Annotated in this window: 21 protein-coding genes; 7 read left to right on the forward strand and 14 right to left on the reverse strand. The window is 68.0% G+C overall.

What is annotated here, in order from left to right:
• Nucleotides 1-52 precede the first annotated feature (52 nt).
• Nucleotides 53-259 (forward strand): DUF6494 family protein, encoded by a 207-nt coding sequence (locus RR42_RS11430; protein ID WP_043346787.1) that lies wholly within the window; start codon nt 53-55, stop codon nt 257-259.
• Nucleotides 260-405: 146 nt separating this feature from the next.
• Here the strand turns inward: RR42_RS11430 and RR42_RS11435 are convergent, their stop codons facing one another.
• Both RR42_RS11435 and pedF read right to left on the reverse strand, forming a co-directional pair.
• Nucleotides 406-1299 carry a substrate-binding periplasmic protein gene (locus tag RR42_RS11435; RefSeq protein WP_043346789.1) on the reverse strand — a complete coding sequence of 298 codons (894 nt, stop codon included), beginning with the start codon at nt 1297-1299 and terminating at the stop codon, nt 406-408.
• Nucleotides 1300-1388: 89 nt separating this feature from the next.
• On the reverse strand, nt 1389-1868 hold the full coding sequence (gene pedF / locus RR42_RS11440) for a cytochrome c-550 PedF (RefSeq protein WP_043346793.1): 480 nt from the start codon (nt 1866-1868) through the stop codon (nt 1389-1391).
• Nucleotides 1869-2129: 261 nt separating this feature from the next.
• On the opposite strand from pedF, the gene RR42_RS11445 reads away from it, so the two are divergent.
• A complete protein-coding gene (locus tag RR42_RS11445) occupies nt 2130-4169 on the forward strand; it encodes a sigma-54-dependent Fis family transcriptional regulator (RefSeq protein ID WP_043346796.1) in 2040 nt (679 codons plus the stop codon).
• A gap of 28 nt (nt 4170-4197) precedes the next feature.
• Here RR42_RS11445 and RR42_RS11450 read toward each other — a convergent pair whose 3' ends face one another.
• Nucleotides 4198-5133 (reverse strand): MBL fold metallo-hydrolase, encoded by a 936-nt coding sequence (locus RR42_RS11450; RefSeq protein WP_052494601.1) that lies wholly within the window; start codon nt 5131-5133, stop codon nt 4198-4200.
• Nucleotides 5134-5156: 23 nt separating this feature from the next.
• The gene (locus tag RR42_RS11455; protein WP_043346799.1) at nt 5157-6086 is read right to left on the reverse strand and encodes an alpha/beta fold hydrolase; all 930 of its coding nucleotides are present in this window, start codon (nt 6084-6086) and stop codon (nt 5157-5159) included.
• An 85-nt stretch (nt 6087-6171) separates the two neighbouring features.
• Between RR42_RS11455 and pqqA the strand changes: the two genes are divergently transcribed.
• The 5 genes from pqqA (at nt 6172) to pqqE (ending at nt 9402) form a co-directional block, all read left to right on the forward strand.
• Complete coding sequence (gene pqqA, locus RR42_RS38560) at nt 6172-6246, forward strand: pyrroloquinoline quinone precursor peptide PqqA (protein WP_006161450.1); 75 nt, start codon at nt 6172-6174, stop codon at nt 6244-6246.
• Nucleotides 6247-6358: 112 nt separating this feature from the next.
• A complete protein-coding gene (pqqB, locus tag RR42_RS11460; protein WP_043346801.1) occupies nt 6359-7276 on the forward strand; it encodes a pyrroloquinoline quinone biosynthesis protein PqqB in 918 nt (305 codons plus the stop codon).
• The gene (gene pqqC / locus RR42_RS11465; RefSeq protein ID WP_043346802.1) at nt 7273-7965 is read left to right on the forward strand and encodes a pyrroloquinoline-quinone synthase PqqC; all 693 of its coding nucleotides are present in this window, start codon (nt 7273-7275) and stop codon (nt 7963-7965) included. Before pqqB ends, pqqC begins: the two co-directional genes overlap by 4 nt.
• Nucleotides 7962-8234, forward strand: coding sequence for a pyrroloquinoline quinone biosynthesis peptide chaperone PqqD (pqqD, locus tag RR42_RS11470; RefSeq protein WP_035862268.1), 273 nt, complete (start codon nt 7962-7964; stop codon nt 8232-8234). The genes pqqC and pqqD overlap by 4 nt, the downstream gene beginning before the upstream one ends.
• On the forward strand, nt 8206-9402 hold the full coding sequence (gene pqqE, locus RR42_RS11475) for a pyrroloquinoline quinone biosynthesis protein PqqE (RefSeq protein WP_052494602.1): 1197 nt from the start codon (nt 8206-8208) through the stop codon (nt 9400-9402). The genes pqqD and pqqE overlap by 29 nt, the downstream gene beginning before the upstream one ends.
• 181 nt (nt 9403-9583) lie before the next feature.
• On the opposite strand, the gene RR42_RS11480 is transcribed toward pqqE, so the two are convergent.
• The 10 genes from RR42_RS11480 to RR42_RS11525 form a co-directional block, all read right to left on the reverse strand.
• Nucleotides 9584-9868 (reverse strand): c-type cytochrome, encoded by a 285-nt coding sequence (locus tag RR42_RS11480; protein WP_144409892.1) that lies wholly within the window; start codon nt 9866-9868, stop codon nt 9584-9586.
• Nucleotides 9869-10029: 161 nt separating this feature from the next.
• Complete coding sequence (locus RR42_RS11485) at nt 10030-11772, reverse strand: PQQ-dependent methanol/ethanol family dehydrogenase (protein WP_043346807.1); 1743 nt, start codon at nt 11770-11772, stop codon at nt 10030-10032.
• Between the two features lie 214 nt (nt 11773-11986).
• The gene (locus RR42_RS11490; protein WP_043346809.1) at nt 11987-12928 is read right to left on the reverse strand and encodes a quinoprotein relay system zinc metallohydrolase 1; all 942 of its coding nucleotides are present in this window, start codon (nt 12926-12928) and stop codon (nt 11987-11989) included.
• Nucleotides 12925-13677, reverse strand: coding sequence for a quinoprotein dehydrogenase-associated SoxYZ-like carrier (locus tag RR42_RS11495; protein ID WP_236701900.1), 753 nt, complete (start codon nt 13675-13677; stop codon nt 12925-12927). Before RR42_RS11495 ends, RR42_RS11490 begins: the two co-directional genes overlap by 4 nt.
• A gap of 8 nt (nt 13678-13685) precedes the next feature.
• A complete protein-coding gene (locus tag RR42_RS41725; RefSeq protein WP_043346814.1) occupies nt 13686-13994 on the reverse strand; it encodes a hypothetical protein in 309 nt (102 codons plus the stop codon).
• 8 nt (nt 13995-14002) lie between these two features.
• A complete protein-coding gene (locus RR42_RS11505; RefSeq protein WP_043346817.1) occupies nt 14003-14827 on the reverse strand; it encodes an ABC transporter permease in 825 nt (274 codons plus the stop codon).
• 18 nt (nt 14828-14845) lie between these two features.
• Complete coding sequence (locus tag RR42_RS11510) at nt 14846-16027, reverse strand: ABC transporter substrate-binding protein (RefSeq protein ID WP_043346818.1); 1182 nt, start codon at nt 16025-16027, stop codon at nt 14846-14848.
• Nucleotides 16020-17030, reverse strand: coding sequence for a PQQ-dependent catabolism-associated beta-propeller protein (locus tag RR42_RS11515; protein WP_043346820.1), 1011 nt, complete (start codon nt 17028-17030; stop codon nt 16020-16022). The genes RR42_RS11510 and RR42_RS11515 overlap by 8 nt, the downstream gene beginning before the upstream one ends.
• On the reverse strand, nt 17027-17815 hold the full coding sequence (locus RR42_RS11520) for an ABC transporter ATP-binding protein (protein WP_043346822.1): 789 nt from the start codon (nt 17813-17815) through the stop codon (nt 17027-17029). The genes RR42_RS11515 and RR42_RS11520 overlap by 4 nt, the downstream gene beginning before the upstream one ends.
• Nucleotides 17815-18810: a tripartite tricarboxylate transporter substrate binding protein gene (locus tag RR42_RS11525; protein ID WP_043351945.1), complete on the reverse strand. Its 996-nt coding sequence runs from the start codon at nt 18808-18810 to the stop codon at nt 17815-17817. Before RR42_RS11525 ends, RR42_RS11520 begins: the two co-directional genes overlap by 1 nt.
• Nucleotides 18811-18924: the final 114 nt, after the last annotated feature.

Genomic DNA, 18924 nt, shown 5'->3' on the forward strand with positions numbered 1-18924 from the left:
ACATGCAGCCCAGCGCCTAGTCTTTCCTTGTGGCAGCAGCCAGGAGAGCGCAATGAACGAAGAAACCTTCAATCTCAGCATCCGCAAGTTCCTCAAAGTCGTCGGCGTGAGCTCCCAGCGGGAGATCGAGCTGGCGGTGTCCAGGGCGATTGCCGCAGGCACCATCAGCGGAACCGAACGCTTCCCGGTCGCGGTCACGCTGGAACTGGCCGCCTTGCAGGTCAAGGTCCGGTTCGACGGCGAGATTCAGCTCGAGTGAAGCCGCTTGCCAATGCACTGTCGCCCTGTTGCGGGAGCGCCCAAGAGCCGCCATCAGCTGGATGAACCCGCTCGGCGGGCGAAGCATAACGAACCGGGATCGTCCATGCAGATCGCGCTCAATGCCGATACTACGGCTGCAGAACCTTACGGCGTTTGCAGCGACACCCCGTACTGCGCAAAGATCTGCTGCAGCTCGCCGCTGCGGCGGATCGCGTCCAGCGCGTTCTGCAGTGACTCGGCGAGTTCGCTCTCGTCGGACTTGACCGCCATGCCTATGGCCCAGCCGCGCGCCGGCAGCAGCGGCGAGGCAACGTCCACCGCGGCGAAACGCGCGGCGGACTGGCCGGCCGCCTTGAGCGCGCTTTCGTATTGCGAGCGCGTGACCATTGCCGCGGCAATCTCGCCGGCAAACAGTGCGCGCAGCGTTTCGTCTGGCCCGGCATAGATCTTCACCTTGTCGCGCAGCGCGCCCTGCGCCCCGGACAACAGGGCATTGGCACCGGCGGAGCCCGCTTCCGCGCCGGTAGCCTGCCCGGCCAGATCCCCTAGCTGCCGGACCTCGGAGACACGCTCGCGGTCGTGTACCAGCACGAACATCTCGCGGTGATAGGGCGCAAAGATCAGCGCCTTGTCGTTCGCGCGCATGAACGCACGGTCCACCGGCACATGCAGCATCACATCCGCCGGGCCATAGCCCAGGTAGTGGCCACGCCAGACCATGTTGCGCAGGTCGTCGGACATGTTCTCGTCGCCGTCGAACGGCAGCAGCGACACCGCCAGTCCCATCTGCTTGCTCAGGGCCTTCGCCAGCGCCACGTCGATACCCGGCAACGGGTTGCCCGCTGCCGTGGAGAATGGCGGCAGGCTTTTGTAGACGGCCACCTTCAATGTCCCGCTCTGGCGGATCTTGGCCATATCGGCCAGCGACGGCTGGGCGCAGGCGAGCGCGGCCACCGCCAGCAGTGCGCTGGCCAGGCGACGGGGGCCAGCCGGGACTGGCTTGGAGGGTGCAAGGCCGCGCAAAGAGCTGGCGCGCATGGGAGGTCTCCTGTTTTTTTGATCTTTGTGGTTGTGAATCCGGGGGTACGGGAATCCGGGGAAGCGTGTGCTGCCCCCTCCTCCTCCCCTCACTCGTGGCGCGACTCGAGGTAAGTCTTGATGGACCAGACGGCTTCCTGGCTCAGCACGCCATCGAACGGCGGCATGTAGACCCGGCCGTCGCGCGTACGCCCCTTGCGCACGGTGGCGGTGAAGTATTGCGAGATCTCGCCCATGCATTCCTGCTTTTTCTTCGCGTTGGCCAGCGCCGTGCAATCGCCATCGAGCTTGCGCAGGTCCGGCGCGATGCCGCCGGACACCGCTTCCAGCCCATGGCAGCGCGCGCAGTTCTGGTTGTAGGCCGAGGAGCCGATACGCAGTGCTTCCTGCTGCGCATCGCCGGTCCTGTATGGATTATCCGGACGCCATTCCTCGCCGAGTTGCGGTAGTGTCTTGGTGTCCACGGCTTGCGGCGTGACGTCGCCATGCGCCGATGCGGCTTGGGGTAGCGCTCCGGCCAGGAGCGTGCAGATGGCAATCAGGGCAAGTGTGCGGCGTGGTGTTTTCATCAGTGTCACCTCCAGTTGTTGAACGCGTTTTGAAGGTGACTTCCGCAAAAGCCATACCAAGCGCAAAGTGGGCGATAAACCGGGCTGCCCCCCGGAAAATGGCTGGCGTGTGACACAGCCTGCCAATGCCAGTGCCCTGGAATGCAACACCCTGGCAAGCGTTTTGCTTCATGACGCAACACTTCCGGGCCATGTCGGTCACGCCAGGACTCGGAGCGACTCGCGCACAGATCGCGGGCGACTTCCACAGGAGACAGAAAAATGACATTCCAAGCGGCCGCTGGCCCGCATGTGCCCGGCGTCTCGCCGGCGGTAACGGGCAACCCGGCGGAGGGCGACCGGCCTGACCTGATCGCCCAGGCCCACCAGCGCTCCGAATCCTATGGCTTGCGGCCCTATGAATCGCCGGACTTCTGCCCGGTGCTGCAAAACGAGCTGAAAACCCAGATAGAGCGCAGCCAGTCGCTGTTCACCTACGCGCTGCCGGTCATGGAGACACTCTATGACCAGATCGTCAACACGCAGAGCATGGTGATCCTGACGGACGCCGCCGGCCTGATCCTGCACTCGCTGGGCGACGACGATTTCCTGGCCAAGGCCAGCAAGGTGGCCTTGCAGCCCGGCGCGCTGTGGTCCGAGGAAAGCCGGGGCACCAACGCCATCGGCACCGCGCTGGCCGAGAACAAGGCCACGCTGGTCCACGGCGCGGAGCATTTCCTGGAAGCCAACCGCTTCCTCACGTGCTCGTGCATGCCCATCCTCGATGCCTACGGCAAGACAGTCGGCGCGCTCGACGTGACGGGTGACCAGCGCGGGTTCCACAAGCACACCATGGCGCTGGTGCGGATGTCGGCGCAAATGATCGAGAACCAGCTGTTCGCCAATGCCTTCCAGGACATGGTGTGTGTCCGGTTCCACTCGCGCGCGGAGTTCATCGGCACCCTGGTCGAGGGCATCGCCTCCTTTACGCCGGGCGGACGCTTCCTGTCGGCCAACCGCAGCGCGCAGTTCCAGCTTGGGATGTCGGTCGCCGCCTTGCACGCGCACACCTTCTCCTCGCTGTTCGGCCAGTCGCTATCGCAGTTGTTCGACGCCGAACGCAAGGCCCCGGGCGGCGTCGTGTACTTGCCGCTGCCAAGCGGCGTCAAGGTCAGCGCACGCATCGAGTGGAAAGCGCCTGCCGCTAGCGTTCCGGCGGTGGCCATCGACCGTGGCAGCGCGCAGGCGCAGTCCAGGCCTGAAGCCACCTGCCTGCCCCACCGTGCGGCCACGCAGCCGACCCAGCCCGGGCTGGACGACCTGGACACCGGCGACGCCCAGATCCAAGGTGTCATCACCAAGCTGCGCAAGGTGATCGGCAAGGATATTCCCGTCATGGTGCTGGGAGAAACCGGCACCGGCAAGGAATTGCTGGCCCGCGCCATCCACGCCGACAGCCCGCGCCATGCCGGGCCCTTCATCGCGGTCAACTGCGCCTCGATACCGGAGACGCTGATCGAATCCGAGCTGTTCGGCTACGAGGAAGGCGCCTTTACCGGCGCCCGCAAGAAGGGCGGTATCGGCAAGATGCTGCTGGCCAACGGCGGCACCCTCTTCCTCGATGAAATCGGCGATATGCCCTTGCACCTGCAGGCGCGCATGCTGCGGGCGCTGCAGGAGCGCGCCGTTACGCCGCTGGGCAGCAGCAAGGTGATCCACGTCGACGTGTCCGTGATCTGCGCCACCAATCGCAATATGCGGGAACAGGTGGCCAATGGCTTGTTCCGGGAGGATCTTTACTACCGCCTGAACGGCCTCGTGGTGCGGCTGCCGGCCTTGCGCGAGCGCAGCGACCTCGATGTGGTGGCCAACAAGCTGTTGCGCGAGGGCCAGGCCAGCGGGGGACCGCGCATCAAGGACTCGGTCATGGCCATGTTCCGCAGCTATCACTGGCCGGGCAATATCCGCCAGCTCGGCAACCTGCTGCGCACCGCGCGGCTGATGGCCGAAGGCGAGGCGGAGATCACCGAGGACCACCTGCCCGACGACTTCCTGGAAGACCGGCTGGCGCGCCAGGCCACCCACCCCGCGCACGGCGCCACGGTGGCACCAGACGCCGCACCGGACGGCGAGCGCGCCGCGGGGGCGGCGCCCCGCGCGCAGCCCACCCGCCTGGCCGACGTCGAGGCGCTGGCCATCGTCGCCGCGGTCAAGGCGCACCACGGCAATATTTCCGCGGCGGCCAAGGCGCTCGGCATCTCGCGCAATACGGTGTACCGGAAGCTGGACGAGGCCAACGCGCTGCCGCAGCAGGATGGCTGAGACGGCAGCCGTGCGCGCCGGCTGGCGCTCAGGCCAGCGGCTCGCCGTTCATCCACAGGTCTTCCAGTTCGCGCCAGGCGTGCTGCACATTCAAGGGATGGCGCGAAGCGAAATAGCGCCAATGGCGGTACGGCCCGGCGGCGGCCGGGCTGAGCACGCGCGCCGCATCGCCCCCTGCTTCCAGTGCGGCGGCGACACCGCCGGCCAACGCGTCCAGGTAGGCCAGCGTGGGCGCCAGCGTTTGCGCCGGCGTGCCCGGCGCGGTGCCCACCACGATATCGGCGGGTAGCGCAGACACGGCGCGCAGCGCGCGCCGCCAGCCTTGCAGGGAAGCCTCCTGCATCTCCGGAACGCGGTCGCGGTAGGCCAGGCCGCCCACGCATAACAGCCGCCGCCGTGGCGCATACAGCACAGTATCCGCAGCGCTATGCGCCCCCGCGTGGACCTGCACTTCCCATGCGGTGGCGCCGGTCTGCAGGCGATCGCCATGGCGCAAGCCGGGTTCAGGCAACACGATCCGCGTGCCGCGCATCGCGGCTGGCCCCAGTTGCGCGGACAGCCGGGCCAGGCACGCCTCGCAGCGCTGCCGCATCAGGCCAGCGGTGGCGGCAGAGGCCAGGAACGCGGGGCGCGGCCGCAAGCGAGCGAACGCCGCGTTGGCCAGCACGTTCTCGGGATGCGCATGGGTGTTGACCACCCAGCGCACCGGCTCGGGCGTCACCGCCCGGATCGCCGCCAGCAGCCCGTTCCCCCAGGCCAGATGCGGGCCCGGGTCGACCACCAGCACCCCGGCTCCGGTCACATGGACCAGGGTCGGCACCACCTCCCCGGCATTGGCCAGCGCCACCTCGGCGTTGGCTGCGCTGGCCACATACACACCAGGCTGCAACCTCGCCAGCACCACGCGGCCCAATGCCGCGGCCGGTCCGGCGCCGCCGAGCGCCATCGCCAGCAGGGCGCCCATGAATCCGCGCCGGGCGGGATCCGTCACCGCTGCCGGCCCGCCGCGCGGATGGCGGCACGCAGGGCCTCGGCCATGGCACCGGCGGGCACGTGTCCGCCAGGCACCCAGACCAGCCGCGCCCGGGGCATGACGGCCTGCAAACGCAGAGCGTTGGCCGGCCGGCAGACCGCATCGGCACGGCCATGCAGCAAGGTCACCGGCACGTCCCGCGCGCCGATCTGCGCCGCCGCCTTCAGCAGCGCCGGCTTGCCCAGTCCGGCGCGGCGGCGCAGGTAATGCGCCTGGACCCGGTATTTGTTCACCGCTGCCATGCGCTCGCGCCACGGCTGGCGCACCGGCCGCGTCCGGCCAAGACCCAGCATCCGCCGTTCGGCGCGCTGCCACTGTCCGGCAGTGTCCAGTTTTTGAACAGTCGTACCACTTTGCAACACTTGCGACACAGTGAGCAGGCGGGCCCGGGCATCGGACGACCGCACGCCCCTTGCCATGACGCGCCGCAGCATCGCGCCGCCGCGCGGGGAAAAGAGCCGATGGATATCGTCGCGGCCAGTCAGGAAAGCGCCCCGCAGGACCAGGGCCGCCACCGCATCGGGATAGCGCGCGGCATAGGCCAGCGCCAGCGCTGCTCCCCAGGATCCGCCCACCACGCCCCAGCGCTGGACGCCAAGCGCCTGGCGCAGCTGCTCCAGGTCTGCCAGCAGCACGCCCGCCGTATTCCGGCGCAGCGTCCCGGCGGGCCGCGAACGGCCCGCGCCACGCTGGTCGGGCATCACCACGCGGTGCCGCAACGGATCGAACCACGCCACCATCGACGGGCTGCAGCCGCTGCCCGGCCCGCCATGAAGCACCAGCCATGGATCGCCCGTGGCCGGCCCCGCCTGCCGCACATGCATGCGGTGGCCATCCCGCATGCGGAGGAAAGAACAGTGGGACGGCGGCGGCGCTGCGGGCATGGATGTTGCCTCGGAAAGAACGCGGCGATGTCCGCCGCAAGACCACACGCTGCATTCACTAACTATGCCACCCCGAGGAGGAGACATGAACTGGACCACCCCCGCCTACAAAGAACTACGCCTGGGTTTCGAAATCACGATGTACATCGCCAACCGCTGAGCCTCTTTGCCTGAACGCGCCAACCTGGCAAGGCCCGCTCCCCGCGGGCCTTTTTTCTCGCTGGCGGGCTTTTTGCTCTTCGACTCTGTCACGAACCCTATCGATACGCGTCATGACAATACTCCGGGTCCTGGGATCGGCCGCAGGCGGTGGCTTTCCCCAGTGGAACTGCAACTGCCGCCATTGCGATGGCGTACGCAACGGCACGCTGCGCGCCACGCCGCGCACGCAGTCATCGATCGCCTTGCGCGACGCAGGACAGGACTGGGTGCTGGTCAACGCCTCGCCCGACATCCTCGAGCAACTGCGCCAGTCGCCAGCGCTGCAGCCGGCGCGCCAGCCGCGCGACACCGGCATTGCCGGGGTGGTGCTGATGGATGCGCAGATCGATCACGTGACCGGCCTCTTGATGTTGCGCGAGCATCGGCAGGCGCTGCCGGTCTACGCCACCGCGGCGGTCCTGCAGGATCTCGCCACAGCATTCCCGCTGACACGCATGCTGTCGCACTACTGCGGGCTGGACACGCACACGCTGGCCCTGGACGACGCGCCCTTCACGGTGCCGCCGCTCCATGGCGTGATGCTGACGGCGGTGCCGCTGGAGAGCAAGGCGCCGCCCTATTCCCCCAACCGCAACGCGCCGCAGCGTGGCGACAATATCGGGCTGCGCATTGTCGATGCCGCCACCGGCCGGCGCGCCTTCTATGCGCCCGGGCTGGGCCGCATCGAGCCGCGCGTGCTCGACGAACTGCAGCGCGCCGACGTAGTGCTGGTGGACGGCACCTGCTGGCGCGACGATGAGATGCAGCAGCTTGGCTTCTCCGCCAAGACCGCCGCGGACATGGGGCATCTCGCGCTGTCCGGCCCGGGCGGCATGATCGAGACGCTCGACCGCCTGCCCGCGGCACGCAAGATCCTGATCCACATCAACAACACCAACCCGATCCTGGTGGACGACTCGCCGCAGCGCGGCCTGCTGGCGGACCACGGCATCGAGGTGGCCTACGACGGCATGGAAATCACGCTATGACACAAGCCACGGCCTGGAGCCCCGCCGAATTCGAAGCGCGCCTGCGCGCGAAAGAGACCGGCTATCACATTCACCACCCGTTCAACCTGCGCATGGCGGCCGGGCAATGCACGCCGGCGCAGATTCGCGCCTGGGTGGCCAACCGCTTCTACTACCAGACCAGCATCCCGCTCAAGGACGCTGCCGTGCTCTCCAACTGCCCCGACCGCGCCACGCGCCGCGAGTGGGTCGTGCGCATCCTGGACCATGACGGCACAGACACCCAGGAGGGCGGCATCGAAGCCTGGCTGCGGCTGGGCCTGGCGGTGGGACTCACGCGGGACGCGCTGTGGTCGCACCGGCACGTGCTGCCCGGCGTGCGCTTCGCCGTCGACGCCTATGTGAACTTCGCGCGGCGCGCGCCCTGGCAGGAGGCCGTGTGCTCCTCGCTGACCGAGATGTTCGCCCCGGAAATCCACAAGGAGCGCCTGGCCGGCTGGCCGGGGCACTATCCGTGGATCGAAGCGCAGGGACTGGATTATTTCCGCTCGCGCATTCCGCTTGCGCAGCGCGACGTCGATCACGGCCTGCGCGTGACGCTCGGCTACTTCCGCACGCCGGAGCAGCAGCAGCGCGCGCTGGACATCCTGCAATTCAAGCTCGACATCCTGTGGTCGATGCTCGACGCCATCCAACTCGCCCACCCATGACCCCGACCGAAGCCGACCTGACCAAGCCGACGCTGCACCGGACCTTTCGCCTGCAGTGGGAAGACGCCCAGCAGAGCTGGATCCTGCTGTATCCGGAAGGCATGGTCACGCTCAACGACAGCGCGGCTGCCATCCTGCAGCGCTGCGACGGCAGCCACACTCTCGACATGCTGATCGACGACCTGCAGTCCGCCTTCGGCGTGCAGGGCATCGCACCGGAGGTACACGCCTTTGTCAAACATGCCATCGAACGCGGCTGGCTGGTCTGAGCCGCCAGCAGCCATGGCGCCGCCCGGGCCGCCGCTATGGCTGCTGGCGGAACTGACCTACCGCTGCCCGCTCCATTGCGCCTTCTGCTCAAACCCGGTGGACTATGCCCGGCATGATGCCGAGCTCGACACCGCGCAGTGGCGCGACGTCTTCACCCAGGCGCGCGCACTGGGCGCCGTGCAACTGGGCCTGTCGGGCGGCGAACCCCTGCTGCGAAAAGACCTGGAAACACTGGTCGGACATGCCCACGGGCTGGGCTTCTACACCAACCTCATCACCTCCGGCATCGGCCTCACGGATGCGCGGCTGGCCGCCTTGCGCGTTGCCGGGCTCGACCATATCCAGCTATCGTTCCAGGACTCCACGCGCGAACTCAACGATTTTCTCTCCAGCACCCGCACCTTCGACCTGAAGCAGCGCGTGGCCCGCCTGATCAAGGCGCACGGCTATCCGATGGTGATGAACTGCGTGCTGCACCGGCATAACCTGCCACACGTCGGCGCCATCATCGAGATGGCGCTGGAGATGGGCGCCGAATACCTGGAACTGGCCAACACCCAATACTACGGATGGGCCTGGGAGAACCGGCAGGCGCTGATGCCCACGCATGAGCAACTGCGCGAAGCCGAAGCGGTCGTGAATGCCTACCGCGCACGCATCGGCAACCGGTGCAAGATCCTGTTCGTGGTGCCCGATTACTTCGAGCAACGGCCCAAGAAATGCATGAACGGGTGGGGCACCACCTTCCTTGGCGTGGCGCCCGACGGCGTCGCGCTGCCCTGCCACGCGGCCCGCATGCTGCCCGGGCTCGACCTGCCGAACGTCACCACGCGATCGCTGCGTGAAATATGGCGCGACAGCGACGCCTTCCAGCGTTTTCGCGGCACGCACTGGCTGCCGCAGCCTTGCCGATCCTGCGACTCGCAGGCGCAGGACCATGGCGGGTGCCGCTGTCAGGCGTTCCTGCTGACCGGCGATGCCGCCGCCATGGATCCGGTTTGCGATCGGTCGGGAGAACATGGGAAGGTCATGGAGATCGTGCTACAGGGCAGGCTCGCCGAGGCGCAGGCGCGCACACGGGAGCACGGGATGGTCTTCCGCAGCGATGGGAATTCGCTCAGGCTGAGCAGCGAAGCTGGCTGCGCCGGCAGAAAAAGCGCCAAATAGAAAATTCGAAAACTCGAAAACTCGAAAACAGAAAAATCAAAGACGTTTCACACCGTGCCTGGGCAGCCATGCGGGCCGATGTGAAACGTCCTTGCGAATCCGTCCTTCGTATCCGGTTTTTATCCGACCGTCAGGCCTGACACCGGTCTATTCCAAGGCTCATCCGATACTCACCCGATGCTCACCCGATACTCAGAACCCACTCTGCCAGCTTCCTGGCATCCGTCTCGCTGAGATTGTCGTGTGGCGGCATGGGAATCCGTCCCCAAACGCCTTTCCCGCCCTCACGGATCTTTTTCGCGAGCCGCTCGGGTGCTTCCCCGTCGCCCTTGTACTTGCCCGCCACCTCGACAAAGCCTGGCCCGACTACCTTGGTCTTCATGCCATGACAAGAAAAGCAGCCGCTCTTGTCAGCCAGCGCCTGCATATCGGGCGCCGCTTCGACACGGGCGGCACACAGCATCATCGTCACCACCACCACGGTGCCCGTCAACGGCAGGAATCCTTTCGCCTTCTGCATATCTACGTCCCAATGCTCTGATCATCGACCCGCCCTCGCGCGTGCCGGCGCCGGTGTGCGATGCCGGCACGCGCAGGACAGCTACGCTACATGGTGTCCGGCAACATTCAGCTCTTGTGCAGCTTGAACACCCACACCGATCCGCCCTGCTCCAGGAAATTCACGCGCTTGGCCACTTCCCCGCCCCACAGCGGCACGGCGCCGCCCCAGCCCGACACCACCGCCACATACTGCTCGCCGCCCTCCTCCCAGGTAACCGGCGGCGCCACCACGCCGCTGCCCGTCTGGAACTTCCACAGTTCCTTGCCGGTCTTGGCATCCGCGGCCTTCAGGTAGCCCTCCGGCGTGCCCCAGAACACCAGCCCGCCGGCGGTGGTCATCACCCCGCCCCACAGCGGCGCGTAGTTCTTGACTTCCCACTCGATCTTGCCGGTCTTGGGGTTGATCGCGCGCAGCGAGCCGATGTAGTCCTCGTTGAGCGGATGGATGGTGAAGCCGGCGCCGAGGAACGCGGCGCCCTTCTTGTAGCCCACGGGTTCGTTCCAGATATCCATGCCCCATTCATTGGCCGGCACATAGAACAGGCCGGTCTGCGGGCTGTAGGCCATCGGCTGCTGGTTCTTGCCGCCGAGGAAGCCCGGCGCGGCGAACACGGACTGGCCCTTCTTCGGATCGCCGCCCGCCGCCGGGTCGCCCGGCCGGCTTTCCGCGATCATGTTGGGTCGTCCGGTCTTGAGGTCGATGCTGCTGGCCCAGGTGATCTTCTTGACGAAGGGAAAGGCGTTCACCAGCTTGCCGCTGGTGGCGTCGTTGACGTAAAAGAAGCCATTGCGGTCGGCCTTGCCGCCCAGGCGCTTCCCATCCTGGTCGAAGGTCACGAACTCATTGACGCCGTCGAAATCCCAGCCATCGTTAGGCGTGTTCTGGTAATGCCATACGATCTTGCCGGTGGCGGGGTCGAGCGCCACGGTCGAGGCCGAATACAGGTTGTCGCCCTTGCGCATGTGGCTGTTCCACGGCCCCGGGTTGCCGGTGCCGAAGTAGGCAAGGCCGGTCTGCGGATCGTAGGTGCCGCCAAGCCAGGTGGCCGCGCCGCCGGTCTTCCAGGTCTCGCCGGGCCAGCTGGCGTTCTGGGTGCCGGTCACACCGTTCTCGGTCTTGTTGCCGTCCTTGTCATACTTGTAGCCCATATGGCCTTCCACCACTGGCCTGGACCACACCATCTGCCCGGTCTTGGCGTCGCGTGCCTCGACCCGTCCCACCACGCCGAACTCGCCGCCCGAGATGCCGGTCAGCACCATGCCTTTGACGATCAGGGGGGCCGCCGTGTAAGAGTATCCGGCAGCATAGTCTTCGATCTTCTCCTTCCACACCACCTTGCCGGTCTTCTGGTCCAGCGCCACCAGTTGCGCATCGAGCGTGCCGAAGATCACCAGGTTGTCGTACAGGGCCGCGCCACGGTTGACCACGTCGCAGCAGGGCATGATGCCTTCGGGCAGGCGGTGCTCATATTTCCACAGCTTGGTGCCTGTCTTCAGGTCGAGCGCGTAGATGCGGGAATAGGAGGCGGTCACGAACATCTTGCCGTCGTGGATCAACGGCTGCGCTTCCTGCCCGCGCTGCTTCTCGCCGCCGAAAGAGAACGACCACGCCGGCACCAGCTGGCTGATGTTCTTGGTGTTGATGCGGTTCAGCGTGGAAAAGCGCTGGCCTTGCGGGCCCATCCCCCACGACAGCACGTCGCCCGGCGACTTCGCGTCGTTCTCGATCATGGCATCGGTCACCGCGGCCTGCGCCACCAGGCTCGCGGTTGTCGCCGCGAGCACCATCATCACGCGTAACGTCCTCATTGTCTGCTCCTCTGTCTTGTTGTCGATCTTCGCCGGTGTGCCACGCACACCAGACGGACACTTGGCAATTCCCATGCCAAGGGAAAACACCCGCATCCGGGCCCATAGCAGCCCGATAGCGGCCCCATCGCGGCCTACGGATGCCTTGATGGCGTACCAGCGCGGAACACTCCGTTGCCGTTGTTGCGGAATTGAACAGCACACCTGCCCTGACTCAGCGTCCCAGCGCGGCGTCCTCATACGCCGGGTAGAGGTGCGTCACATTGCGCAAGTACTCCGCCGGCATGGCGCCCCAGTGGGCATATGCCTGCGGCACCGGCATGGCGATCACCTCGGCCAGGTCGCGCCCCTGGGATGCCGCCTGGGTCATGCGGGCATCCAGCCACTGCAGGTAGCCGCGTGTCTGCGCGATGGCATCCGCGCTGCCGAGCGCCGGCCCGTGGCTGGGGATCAGCAGCCGCGCGCCGCTGTCGCGCAGCAGCGCCTGCAATTGGTCCAGGCTGGCCAGCCAGCGCTTGAGATCCGCGTGGGGCGTGGTCGGCACGCGCTCGCGGAACGCCACACCGCCCGCGAACACAATGCCGGCGCTGCGGTCCACGATCACCAGGTCGTCGGCGGTGTGGCCGTCCATCCGGACCAGATCAAAGGTGTGCCTGCCGATCGTGCGCCGGCCCGGGGTCAGCACGTGGCGCGGCGGCGCCGGTTCGGTGTCGCGCATCCAGTTGCCGCACAGGCGATAGAGGTTGTCGGCATAGGCAGGCCCTTCGCGCCGGGCGCCGTCGATGGTGCCGGCCAGCGCGCTGGCGCCCACGTCGGCATAGGCCTGGTTGCCGAAGAAGTAGTCCGGATGCAGGTTGAGATTGAACACCAGCCGTACCGGCGCCGCCGTGACCGAAGCAATGGCGCGGCGCTGCTGCTCGCCATATTGGCGCGATGGCCCGGTATTGATCACCACCACGCCATCACCCGTGTCGATAAAGGCGGTGTTGATGATGTTGCAGCCGTTGTCCGGCGCGAAATCCGCGTTCGCCCCTTCCAGCAGCCACACGTCGGCGGCCACCTGGCGCGGCGCCAGGCGATAGTCCCCTGCGTCCCCTGCCTGCGCCAGCGCCGCCTGCGCTGCCAGCCATAGCAGGATGCCGAGCACGCGCTTCATGGCGTCACCTGCGCCGCAAACCGGTTGCCGTTGTTATCGCGTCCGGTCACCGTCATGCCGCGCTCGATGGCCCCGCGCAGATCGAAGGAGAAGATCGGGTTTTCAGCGACCGGTTCGTATAGCGTCAGCCGCAGCATCGCTTGCCGCGTGGCGTCGAGCAGGTTCAGCGACTCCACATGGAAGGCGGGGATGCCGGCCACCAGCCCGGTGTCCATCGGGTGCATCACGCGTAGGCGCACCCGGGCACCCGCGCCGCCGAGGCCGGGAAACACGCGCGACTCGACCCGGTTCAGCGTGGTGCTCCATGAGCCATCACGGCGGGTCGCGCCCGGCACCGTGCAGCCGCCGCCGCTGGCATCCACCATCACCCCGCCCACATGCCACACGCCGTCCGGCGTGCGGGCTGCCACGCGCACCGGCGAGGCCTGCTCCAGCTTGAAGCGCAACGACAGCGAGGGACGCACCTTGAGCGGCTCGAACTCCAGCACCTTGCGGATCGGGTTGCGGTCCACCATCACCACGACGCGATCCACCTCGCCGAGCGCCGATGCATCGAAGGCGATCGGCACCCGCATCGGATCTTCGGCAAAGGCCGGCCCGGTGACCTTGACGCGGCTGTCGAACACGAACGGCGCCTGCTGCAGCGCTTCCTTGCGCACCAGCGGCCATTGCGGCGACTGCAACGGATCGCGGCTCTCAGATGCCCACGCGCCCGCCGCGGCCAACGCCAGGCAAGCTGCCAGCGGCATGGCGCGCCTCATGCCGCCCCCCCGGCCTGGCGCACGCGGCGCGCCACCCCGCGCTGCGGGTCGTAGCCGAGCAGCGCCAAGGCGAAAAACACTGCCGTGCAACCGGCCACCACCGCGAGGCTGACTGGCGCGGCCTGCCCGTACAGGGCGAAGCGGATCGCTTCCACGGCATGGGTGAAGGGATTGAAGCGCGCGAACGGCGCCTGCTGCAGCGCTTCCTTGCGCACCAGCGGCCATTGCGGCGACTGCAACGGATCGCGGCTCTCAGATGCCCACGCGCCCGCCGCGGCCAACGCCAGGCAAGCTGCCAGCGGCATGGCGCGCCTCATGCCGCCCCCCCGGCCTGGCGCACGCGGCGCGCCACCCCGCGCTGCGGGTCGTAGCCGAGCAGCGCCAAGGCGAAAAACACTGCCGTGCAACCGGCCACCACCGCGAGGCTGACTGGCGCGGCCTGCCCGTACAGGGCGAAGCGGATCGCTTCCACGGCATGGGTGAAGGGATTGAAGCGCGCGAGCTGGTAGACCACGGTGGCGCCGGACTCCTCCAGCTTCCAGAGCGGATACAGCGCCGAGCTGATGAAGAACATCGGGAAGATCACGAAGTTCATGGTGCCGGCGAAGTTCTCCAGCTGCCGCACATGCACCGACAGCAGCAAGCCCAACGCCCCCAGCATCAGCGCGGCCAGCACCATCACGGCCAGCGCGCCGGGCAGGCACGCCGGCGCGAACGTCACGTCGAAGGCCATGGCGACAAGCAGGAAGGCGAGCATCTGCAGCAAGGAAAGCAAGGTGCCGGCGGCCAGCTTGCAGGCCAGCAGCCAGGCCCTGGGCAGCGGCGCGGTCAGCAGCAAGCGCATCACGCCCATCTCACGGTCGTACACCATCGCCAGCGAGGACTGCATGCCGTTGAACAGCGCGATCATGCCGAGCAGGCCGGGCGTGACAAAGACCTTGTATTCGACATAGGTGTCATAGGGCGGCACGATGGCAACGCCGAGCGCGTTCTGGAAGCCGGCCGCGAAGACCAGCAGCCACAGCAGCGGCCGCACCAGCGACGAGAACAACCGCCCGGGCTGCCGGAAGAACTTGTGCAGTTCGCGCCCGGCCACCGCGCGCAAGGCGCGCCAGGCGTGGATCAGGGTGGTAGTCATGGCTCGGGCGTCGCCTCCTTATTTGCCTGGCCGGCACGCGGTGTCGGCGGCGTCGGCACCCAGCGTGTCGAGATTGTTCTTCGGATGCAGCACGCCCTCCACCGGGGCCACGCCGACCACGCCGTCGGGATGCGCCAGCAGGACCGGCTGGCGCAGCTGGCGGTCCCAGCGCCGGAAGGACAGCGGCGGCCCCTTGAAGCCATCCACCACGACCGCTTCGGTGACCAGCGCCTCGGCCTGCCCGGCAAAGCCGCCCTTGGACTGCCGCGCCACGCTTTCGGCAATCGCCTTCACGGCCACCCACGCGGCCCAGTCGTAGCCGGTCATGGGGCGGCCCGCTGCCTTGACAAAACGCCGGTTCAGCTGCGGCCCGCCGTTGCGCTCCCATGCCCAGTGCCAGGCCTGGGCGCTCAGCCCGCTGGCACCCACCACCGGGCGCGGCAACTGGGTGGCATAGGGCACGCCGCGTGCGAACTCCCCATCGGCATCGGCCACCACCACCACGTCGTAGTCCACGCCGGTGGTCAGCAGGCTGAGATTGCCCAGCTCGCGCTCGCGCGGATCGTTCGACAGCTTGAACGCGCGCTGCGCCGACCACGCAATGCCGAAGCGGCGGGCGGCCTGCGTGAGCACGGCGCGCTGCGCCGCGTCTTCCGGCGATGGCCCGCTCAGCAACAGCGCACGGCGCCATTTGCGCAGCGCCAGGTATTGCATTAGCGCATCCGCCTGCATGCGCTGGCTGGGCAGCGTGTGGAGCAGGTGCGGCGCGCAGCCAGCGCCGCGCAGTTCATCGTCGGCGGCGGAAACGTTGAACAGCAGCGCTTCGCCGGGCTTGACCGCGCGCGCCGCCAGCCTGACCGCCGGAGCCGGCAGGTCGAGCAGGATGAAGCGCGTGCCCTGGCGCGCCAGCGCGGCCACCATGGGGCCCACCTCGGCTTCGCTGCTGGCCTCCTGCGCATCGAGCCGCAAGACCTGCCCGGCGGCTTCCAGCGCAAAGCGCGATTCCGCCGCTGCCACGCGTGCGCCGTCCACCGGACGGCCTTGCGGCTGGCCGGGATAACGCTGCTCCATCCGCCTGGGCGCATAGCGCGCATCCCCGGCCATGGAAACCACGGCCACCCGTACCTCAGCCGCGTGCGCGGTGGCCGCCAGCCACGCGAACACGGCCAGCCAGCGCAGCCCGGTCGCCGGGCTAGTCATCGATCGCCACCGAATGCGGCACCCTGCCCGCCTTGAGCGTGGTCACGGCCTTGTTGCTTGCGGTGTCGACCACGCTGACGTCATCCGAGAGCCCGTTGGCCACGTAGAGCAAGGCGTTATCGCGCGTCAGCGCCAGGCCCCATGCGCGGCGGCCCACCAGCACGTAGTCCAGCACCCGGCGCGACGCCACATCGACCACGGCCACGTGATTGGCGCGGCCCAGCCCGATATAGGCGCGCTTGCCATCGCTGCTGGCGACCAGCCCGACCGGGGTCACGTCCTCGGCACGCAAGCCCTTGGGCGCGAAAGCGATGGTCTGCACCACCTCCAGCGTATCGGTGCGGATCACGCTCACACTGGCGGCCAGTTCGTTGGTCACCCACAGCTCCTTGCCGTCCATGGCGAGCAGCAGGCGGCGCGGGCGGTTGCCGACCTGGATATTCCTGACCAGCTTGCGCGACGCCACGTCGATCACGTGGACCAGATTGGCCACTTCCGAGGTGACGTACACCCGCTTGCCGTCCGGGCTGGCCTTCACGCCCTCTGGCTCTTCGCCCACCTTGATGGCAAACACCTTCTTGCCGGACGCGATGTCGTAGGCCGACAGCAGTCCATCCTCCTCGTTGGAGACGTAGAGCGTGCGGCCGTCGGGACTGAGGTCGAACAGTTCCGGATCGTCGCCGACCGGCAGCGAGGCCACGGTCTTGCGGCTCGCCACGTCGACCACGTCCACCCGGCTATCGTCGCTGCAGGCCACATAAAGGCGCCGCCGGTCCGGCGACAGCTGCAGGTGGCGCGGGCGCTTGCATTGCCGCCAGACGGCGATCAGTTGCCTGCTGGCGGCGCTATAGGCGGCCACGGCATCGTCTTTCTCGCTGGAGACGAAGACCTGCCCGGTGGCATTGCGGCTTTCGGCAGCACCGGCCACGCCGGCGGCAATCAGCAGCAGCATGGCGGCCACGGTGGCGCAGGCGATAAAGCCAAGGGTGGGCGGCTTGTTCATGCGGGGACGCGCTCGGTGGCTCGCTCGGCGGCACGGATTGGCGATGCGGGGAAGGCAGTCAGGGCCAGGAGGGCCTGCTCCAGGCTGTCGCGCTCGGTTGCGCCGCGCAGCGCGGCCGGGGTGCCATCGAAGCGCACCGCGCCGCGATGCAACACGATCACGCGGTCCGCCTGCTCCACCTCCTGCACCAGGTGCGTGGCCCACAGCACGCCGGCCTGCGCCTGCGCGGCAAGCCGGCGCGCATCGGCAACGAGCTGCGCGCGCGAGGCCGGATCGAGCCCGACCGTGGGCTCGTCCATCAGCAGCACGGCAGGCTCGTGCAACAGCGCGCGCGCCAGCTCCACCTTGCGCCGGTTGCCGCCCGAGAGCTCGCGCACGGCCGCCGCGGCCCGTTCGGCCAGGCCGAAATCCTCCAGCAGCCGGGCAATCCGCCCGGCGGCAACGCGGCGCGACAGCCCGTGCAGGCCGGCATGGAAATGCAGGTTGGACAAGACCGACAAGTCCAGGTCGATGGCAGGCTGCTGGAACACGATGCCGAGCCGGGCCAGCGCGCGCACCGGGTGGCGCCGCATATCCACCCCCATGACCGTGACCCGCCCCGCGTCGGCCGCGAACAAGCCGCTGAGGATCTGGAACAGCGTGGTCTTGCCTGCGCCGTTGGGGCCCAGCAGCGCCACGAATTCGCCGCGCCGCACGTCGAGCGAAACGCCGTCCAGCGCATGCTGGTTGCCAAAGCGCTTGCGCACCGCCTCACAGCGCAGTGCCAGTGGGGATTCCGGGGCCATCACAGGTGCTCCTTCGGCTGCGCCGTGCCCAGCCGCTCGGCGAAGCGCCGCTCCACGTCCCAGGCGCGCTGCAGGTAGGCTTCGTACCGGGCGGTGTTCAGGTAGGTCAGTTCCTGGTCGTACCTGGCAAGCTCGGCCACGTGGCGGGGCTGGTACATGGCGCTGCGGAACGCGTCGTGCAGGCGGCTGACGATCAGCGGGTCGGTGCCGCGCGGCACGCCGATGCCATAGGGCGAATTGTGGATCGCGTGGTCGAAGCCCAGCTCGCTGACGGTCGGCACCTCGGGCCAGCGCGCCGAGCGCTGCGCGCTGAACACCGCCAGCAGGCGCATCCGCCCGCTGTCCACGAAGGGCGCGAAGCCGGTCGAATTCACGCCCGCCATCAGCGAGCCATTCGCCACCGCCAGCATCTGGTCCGCGGTGCCGCGGTAAGGCACGTGCACGTAGCGCACGCCGCTGCGCCCGAGCACATCCTCCATGGCGAGGTGCGCGGTGGTGCCGATGCCGGTGGAACCCACCGTCAGCGCCCCGGGATGGGCACGGCCCCAGGCAATCAGGTCATCCAGCGTATGGAAGGGGCTGTCCGCGGGCACCACGATGCCGAAGGTGTAGCCGGAGATCATCAGCACCGGCTGGATGTCGCGCAGCGGCTGCCACGCGGTTTTCTGCTGATGCGGGAAGCGATAGACCGTGAGCGGCAACTGGCCGATGGTGTAGCCATCCGGCCGCGCGGCGGCAAGCGCGCCGCCCACCAGCGTGCCGCCGGCGCCTGGCTTGTTCTCCACCACGATGGGCTGGCCGAGCTCTCGCCCGGCCAGCTCCGCCAGCACCCGCATCGAGATATCGGTGGCACCGCCCGCCGGCCATGGCACGATCAACGTGATCGGGCGCACCGGGAAGCGTTGCGCGTCCTGCGCCGGCGCGGCCAGCGCACTGGCCAGCCCATGGGACAGCCCCAGGCAGAGCAGCAGCGCGAAAGCAAGGCGACGAAGCATGGCGTGGCAGGCGGTGGAAGTGTTCATGCCGGTTAGAGGAGCAAGGCCGATACCATCTGCGGTGCAGCATGAGCGCTGTGCGCCGCCAGGCCTTCTGCCGCATCGTCCTGGAGG

It is taken from the genome of Cupriavidus basilensis (genome assembly GCF_000832305.1).
GTDB lineage: Bacteria > Pseudomonadota > Gammaproteobacteria > Burkholderiales > Burkholderiaceae > Cupriavidus > Cupriavidus basilensis_F.

What these genes read in the sequence shown, in the direction of transcription:
- RR42_RS41725 (WP_043346814.1), bottom strand. Translation starts at nt 13,994, where the DNA reads ATGCCGCTGGCAGCTTGCCTGGCGTTGGCCGCGGCGGGCGCGTGGGCA.
- pqqB (WP_043346801.1), top strand. Translation starts at nt 6,359, where the DNA reads ATGACAATACTCCGGGTCCTGGGATCGGCCGCAGGCGGTGGCTTTCCC.
- RR42_RS11495 (WP_236701900.1), bottom strand. Translation starts at nt 13,677, where the DNA reads ATGCCGCTGGCAGCTTGCCTGGCGTTGGCCGCGGCGGGCGCGTGGGCA.
- RR42_RS11520 (WP_043346822.1), bottom strand. Translation starts at nt 17,815, where the DNA reads ATGGCCCCGGAATCCCCACTGGCACTGCGCTGTGAGGCGGTGCGCAAG.
- RR42_RS11445 (WP_043346796.1), top strand. Translation starts at nt 2,130, where the DNA reads ATGACATTCCAAGCGGCCGCTGGCCCGCATGTGCCCGGCGTCTCGCCG.
- RR42_RS11525 (WP_043351945.1), bottom strand. Translation starts at nt 18,810, where the DNA reads ATGCTTCGTCGCCTTGCTTTCGCGCTGCTGCTCTGCCTGGGGCTGTCC.
- RR42_RS11430 (WP_043346787.1), top strand. Translation starts at nt 53, where the DNA reads ATGAACGAAGAAACCTTCAATCTCAGCATCCGCAAGTTCCTCAAAGTC.
- pqqC (WP_043346802.1), top strand. Translation starts at nt 7,273, where the DNA reads ATGACACAAGCCACGGCCTGGAGCCCCGCCGAATTCGAAGCGCGCCTG.
- RR42_RS11505 (WP_043346817.1), bottom strand. Translation starts at nt 14,827, where the DNA reads ATGACTACCACCCTGATCCACGCCTGGCGCGCCTTGCGCGCGGTGGCC.
- RR42_RS11435 (WP_043346789.1), bottom strand. Translation starts at nt 1,299, where the DNA reads ATGCGCGCCAGCTCTTTGCGCGGCCTTGCACCCTCCAAGCCAGTCCCG.
- RR42_RS11485 (WP_043346807.1), bottom strand. Translation starts at nt 11,772, where the DNA reads ATGAGGACGTTACGCGTGATGATGGTGCTCGCGGCGACAACCGCGAGC.
- RR42_RS11490 (WP_043346809.1), bottom strand. Translation starts at nt 12,928, where the DNA reads ATGAAGCGCGTGCTCGGCATCCTGCTATGGCTGGCAGCGCAGGCGGCG.
- pedF (WP_043346793.1), bottom strand. Translation starts at nt 1,868, where the DNA reads ATGAAAACACCACGCCGCACACTTGCCCTGATTGCCATCTGCACGCTC.
- RR42_RS11455 (WP_043346799.1), bottom strand. Translation starts at nt 6,086, where the DNA reads ATGCCCGCAGCGCCGCCGCCGTCCCACTGTTCTTTCCTCCGCATGCGG.
- pqqE (WP_052494602.1), top strand. Translation starts at nt 8,206, where the DNA reads ATGCCATCGAACGCGGCTGGCTGGTCTGAGCCGCCAGCAGCCATGGCG.
- RR42_RS11515 (WP_043346820.1), bottom strand. Translation starts at nt 17,030, where the DNA reads ATGAACAAGCCGCCCACCCTTGGCTTTATCGCCTGCGCCACCGTGGCC.
- RR42_RS11450 (WP_052494601.1), bottom strand. Translation starts at nt 5,133, where the DNA reads ATGGGCGCCCTGCTGGCGATGGCGCTCGGCGGCGCCGGACCGGCCGCG.
- RR42_RS11510 (WP_043346818.1), bottom strand. Translation starts at nt 16,027, where the DNA reads ATGACTAGCCCGGCGACCGGGCTGCGCTGGCTGGCCGTGTTCGCGTGG.
- RR42_RS11480 (WP_144409892.1), bottom strand. Translation starts at nt 9,868, where the DNA reads ATGATGCTGTGTGCCGCCCGTGTCGAAGCGGCGCCCGATATGCAGGCG.
- pqqD (WP_035862268.1), top strand. Translation starts at nt 7,962, where the DNA reads ATGACCCCGACCGAAGCCGACCTGACCAAGCCGACGCTGCACCGGACC.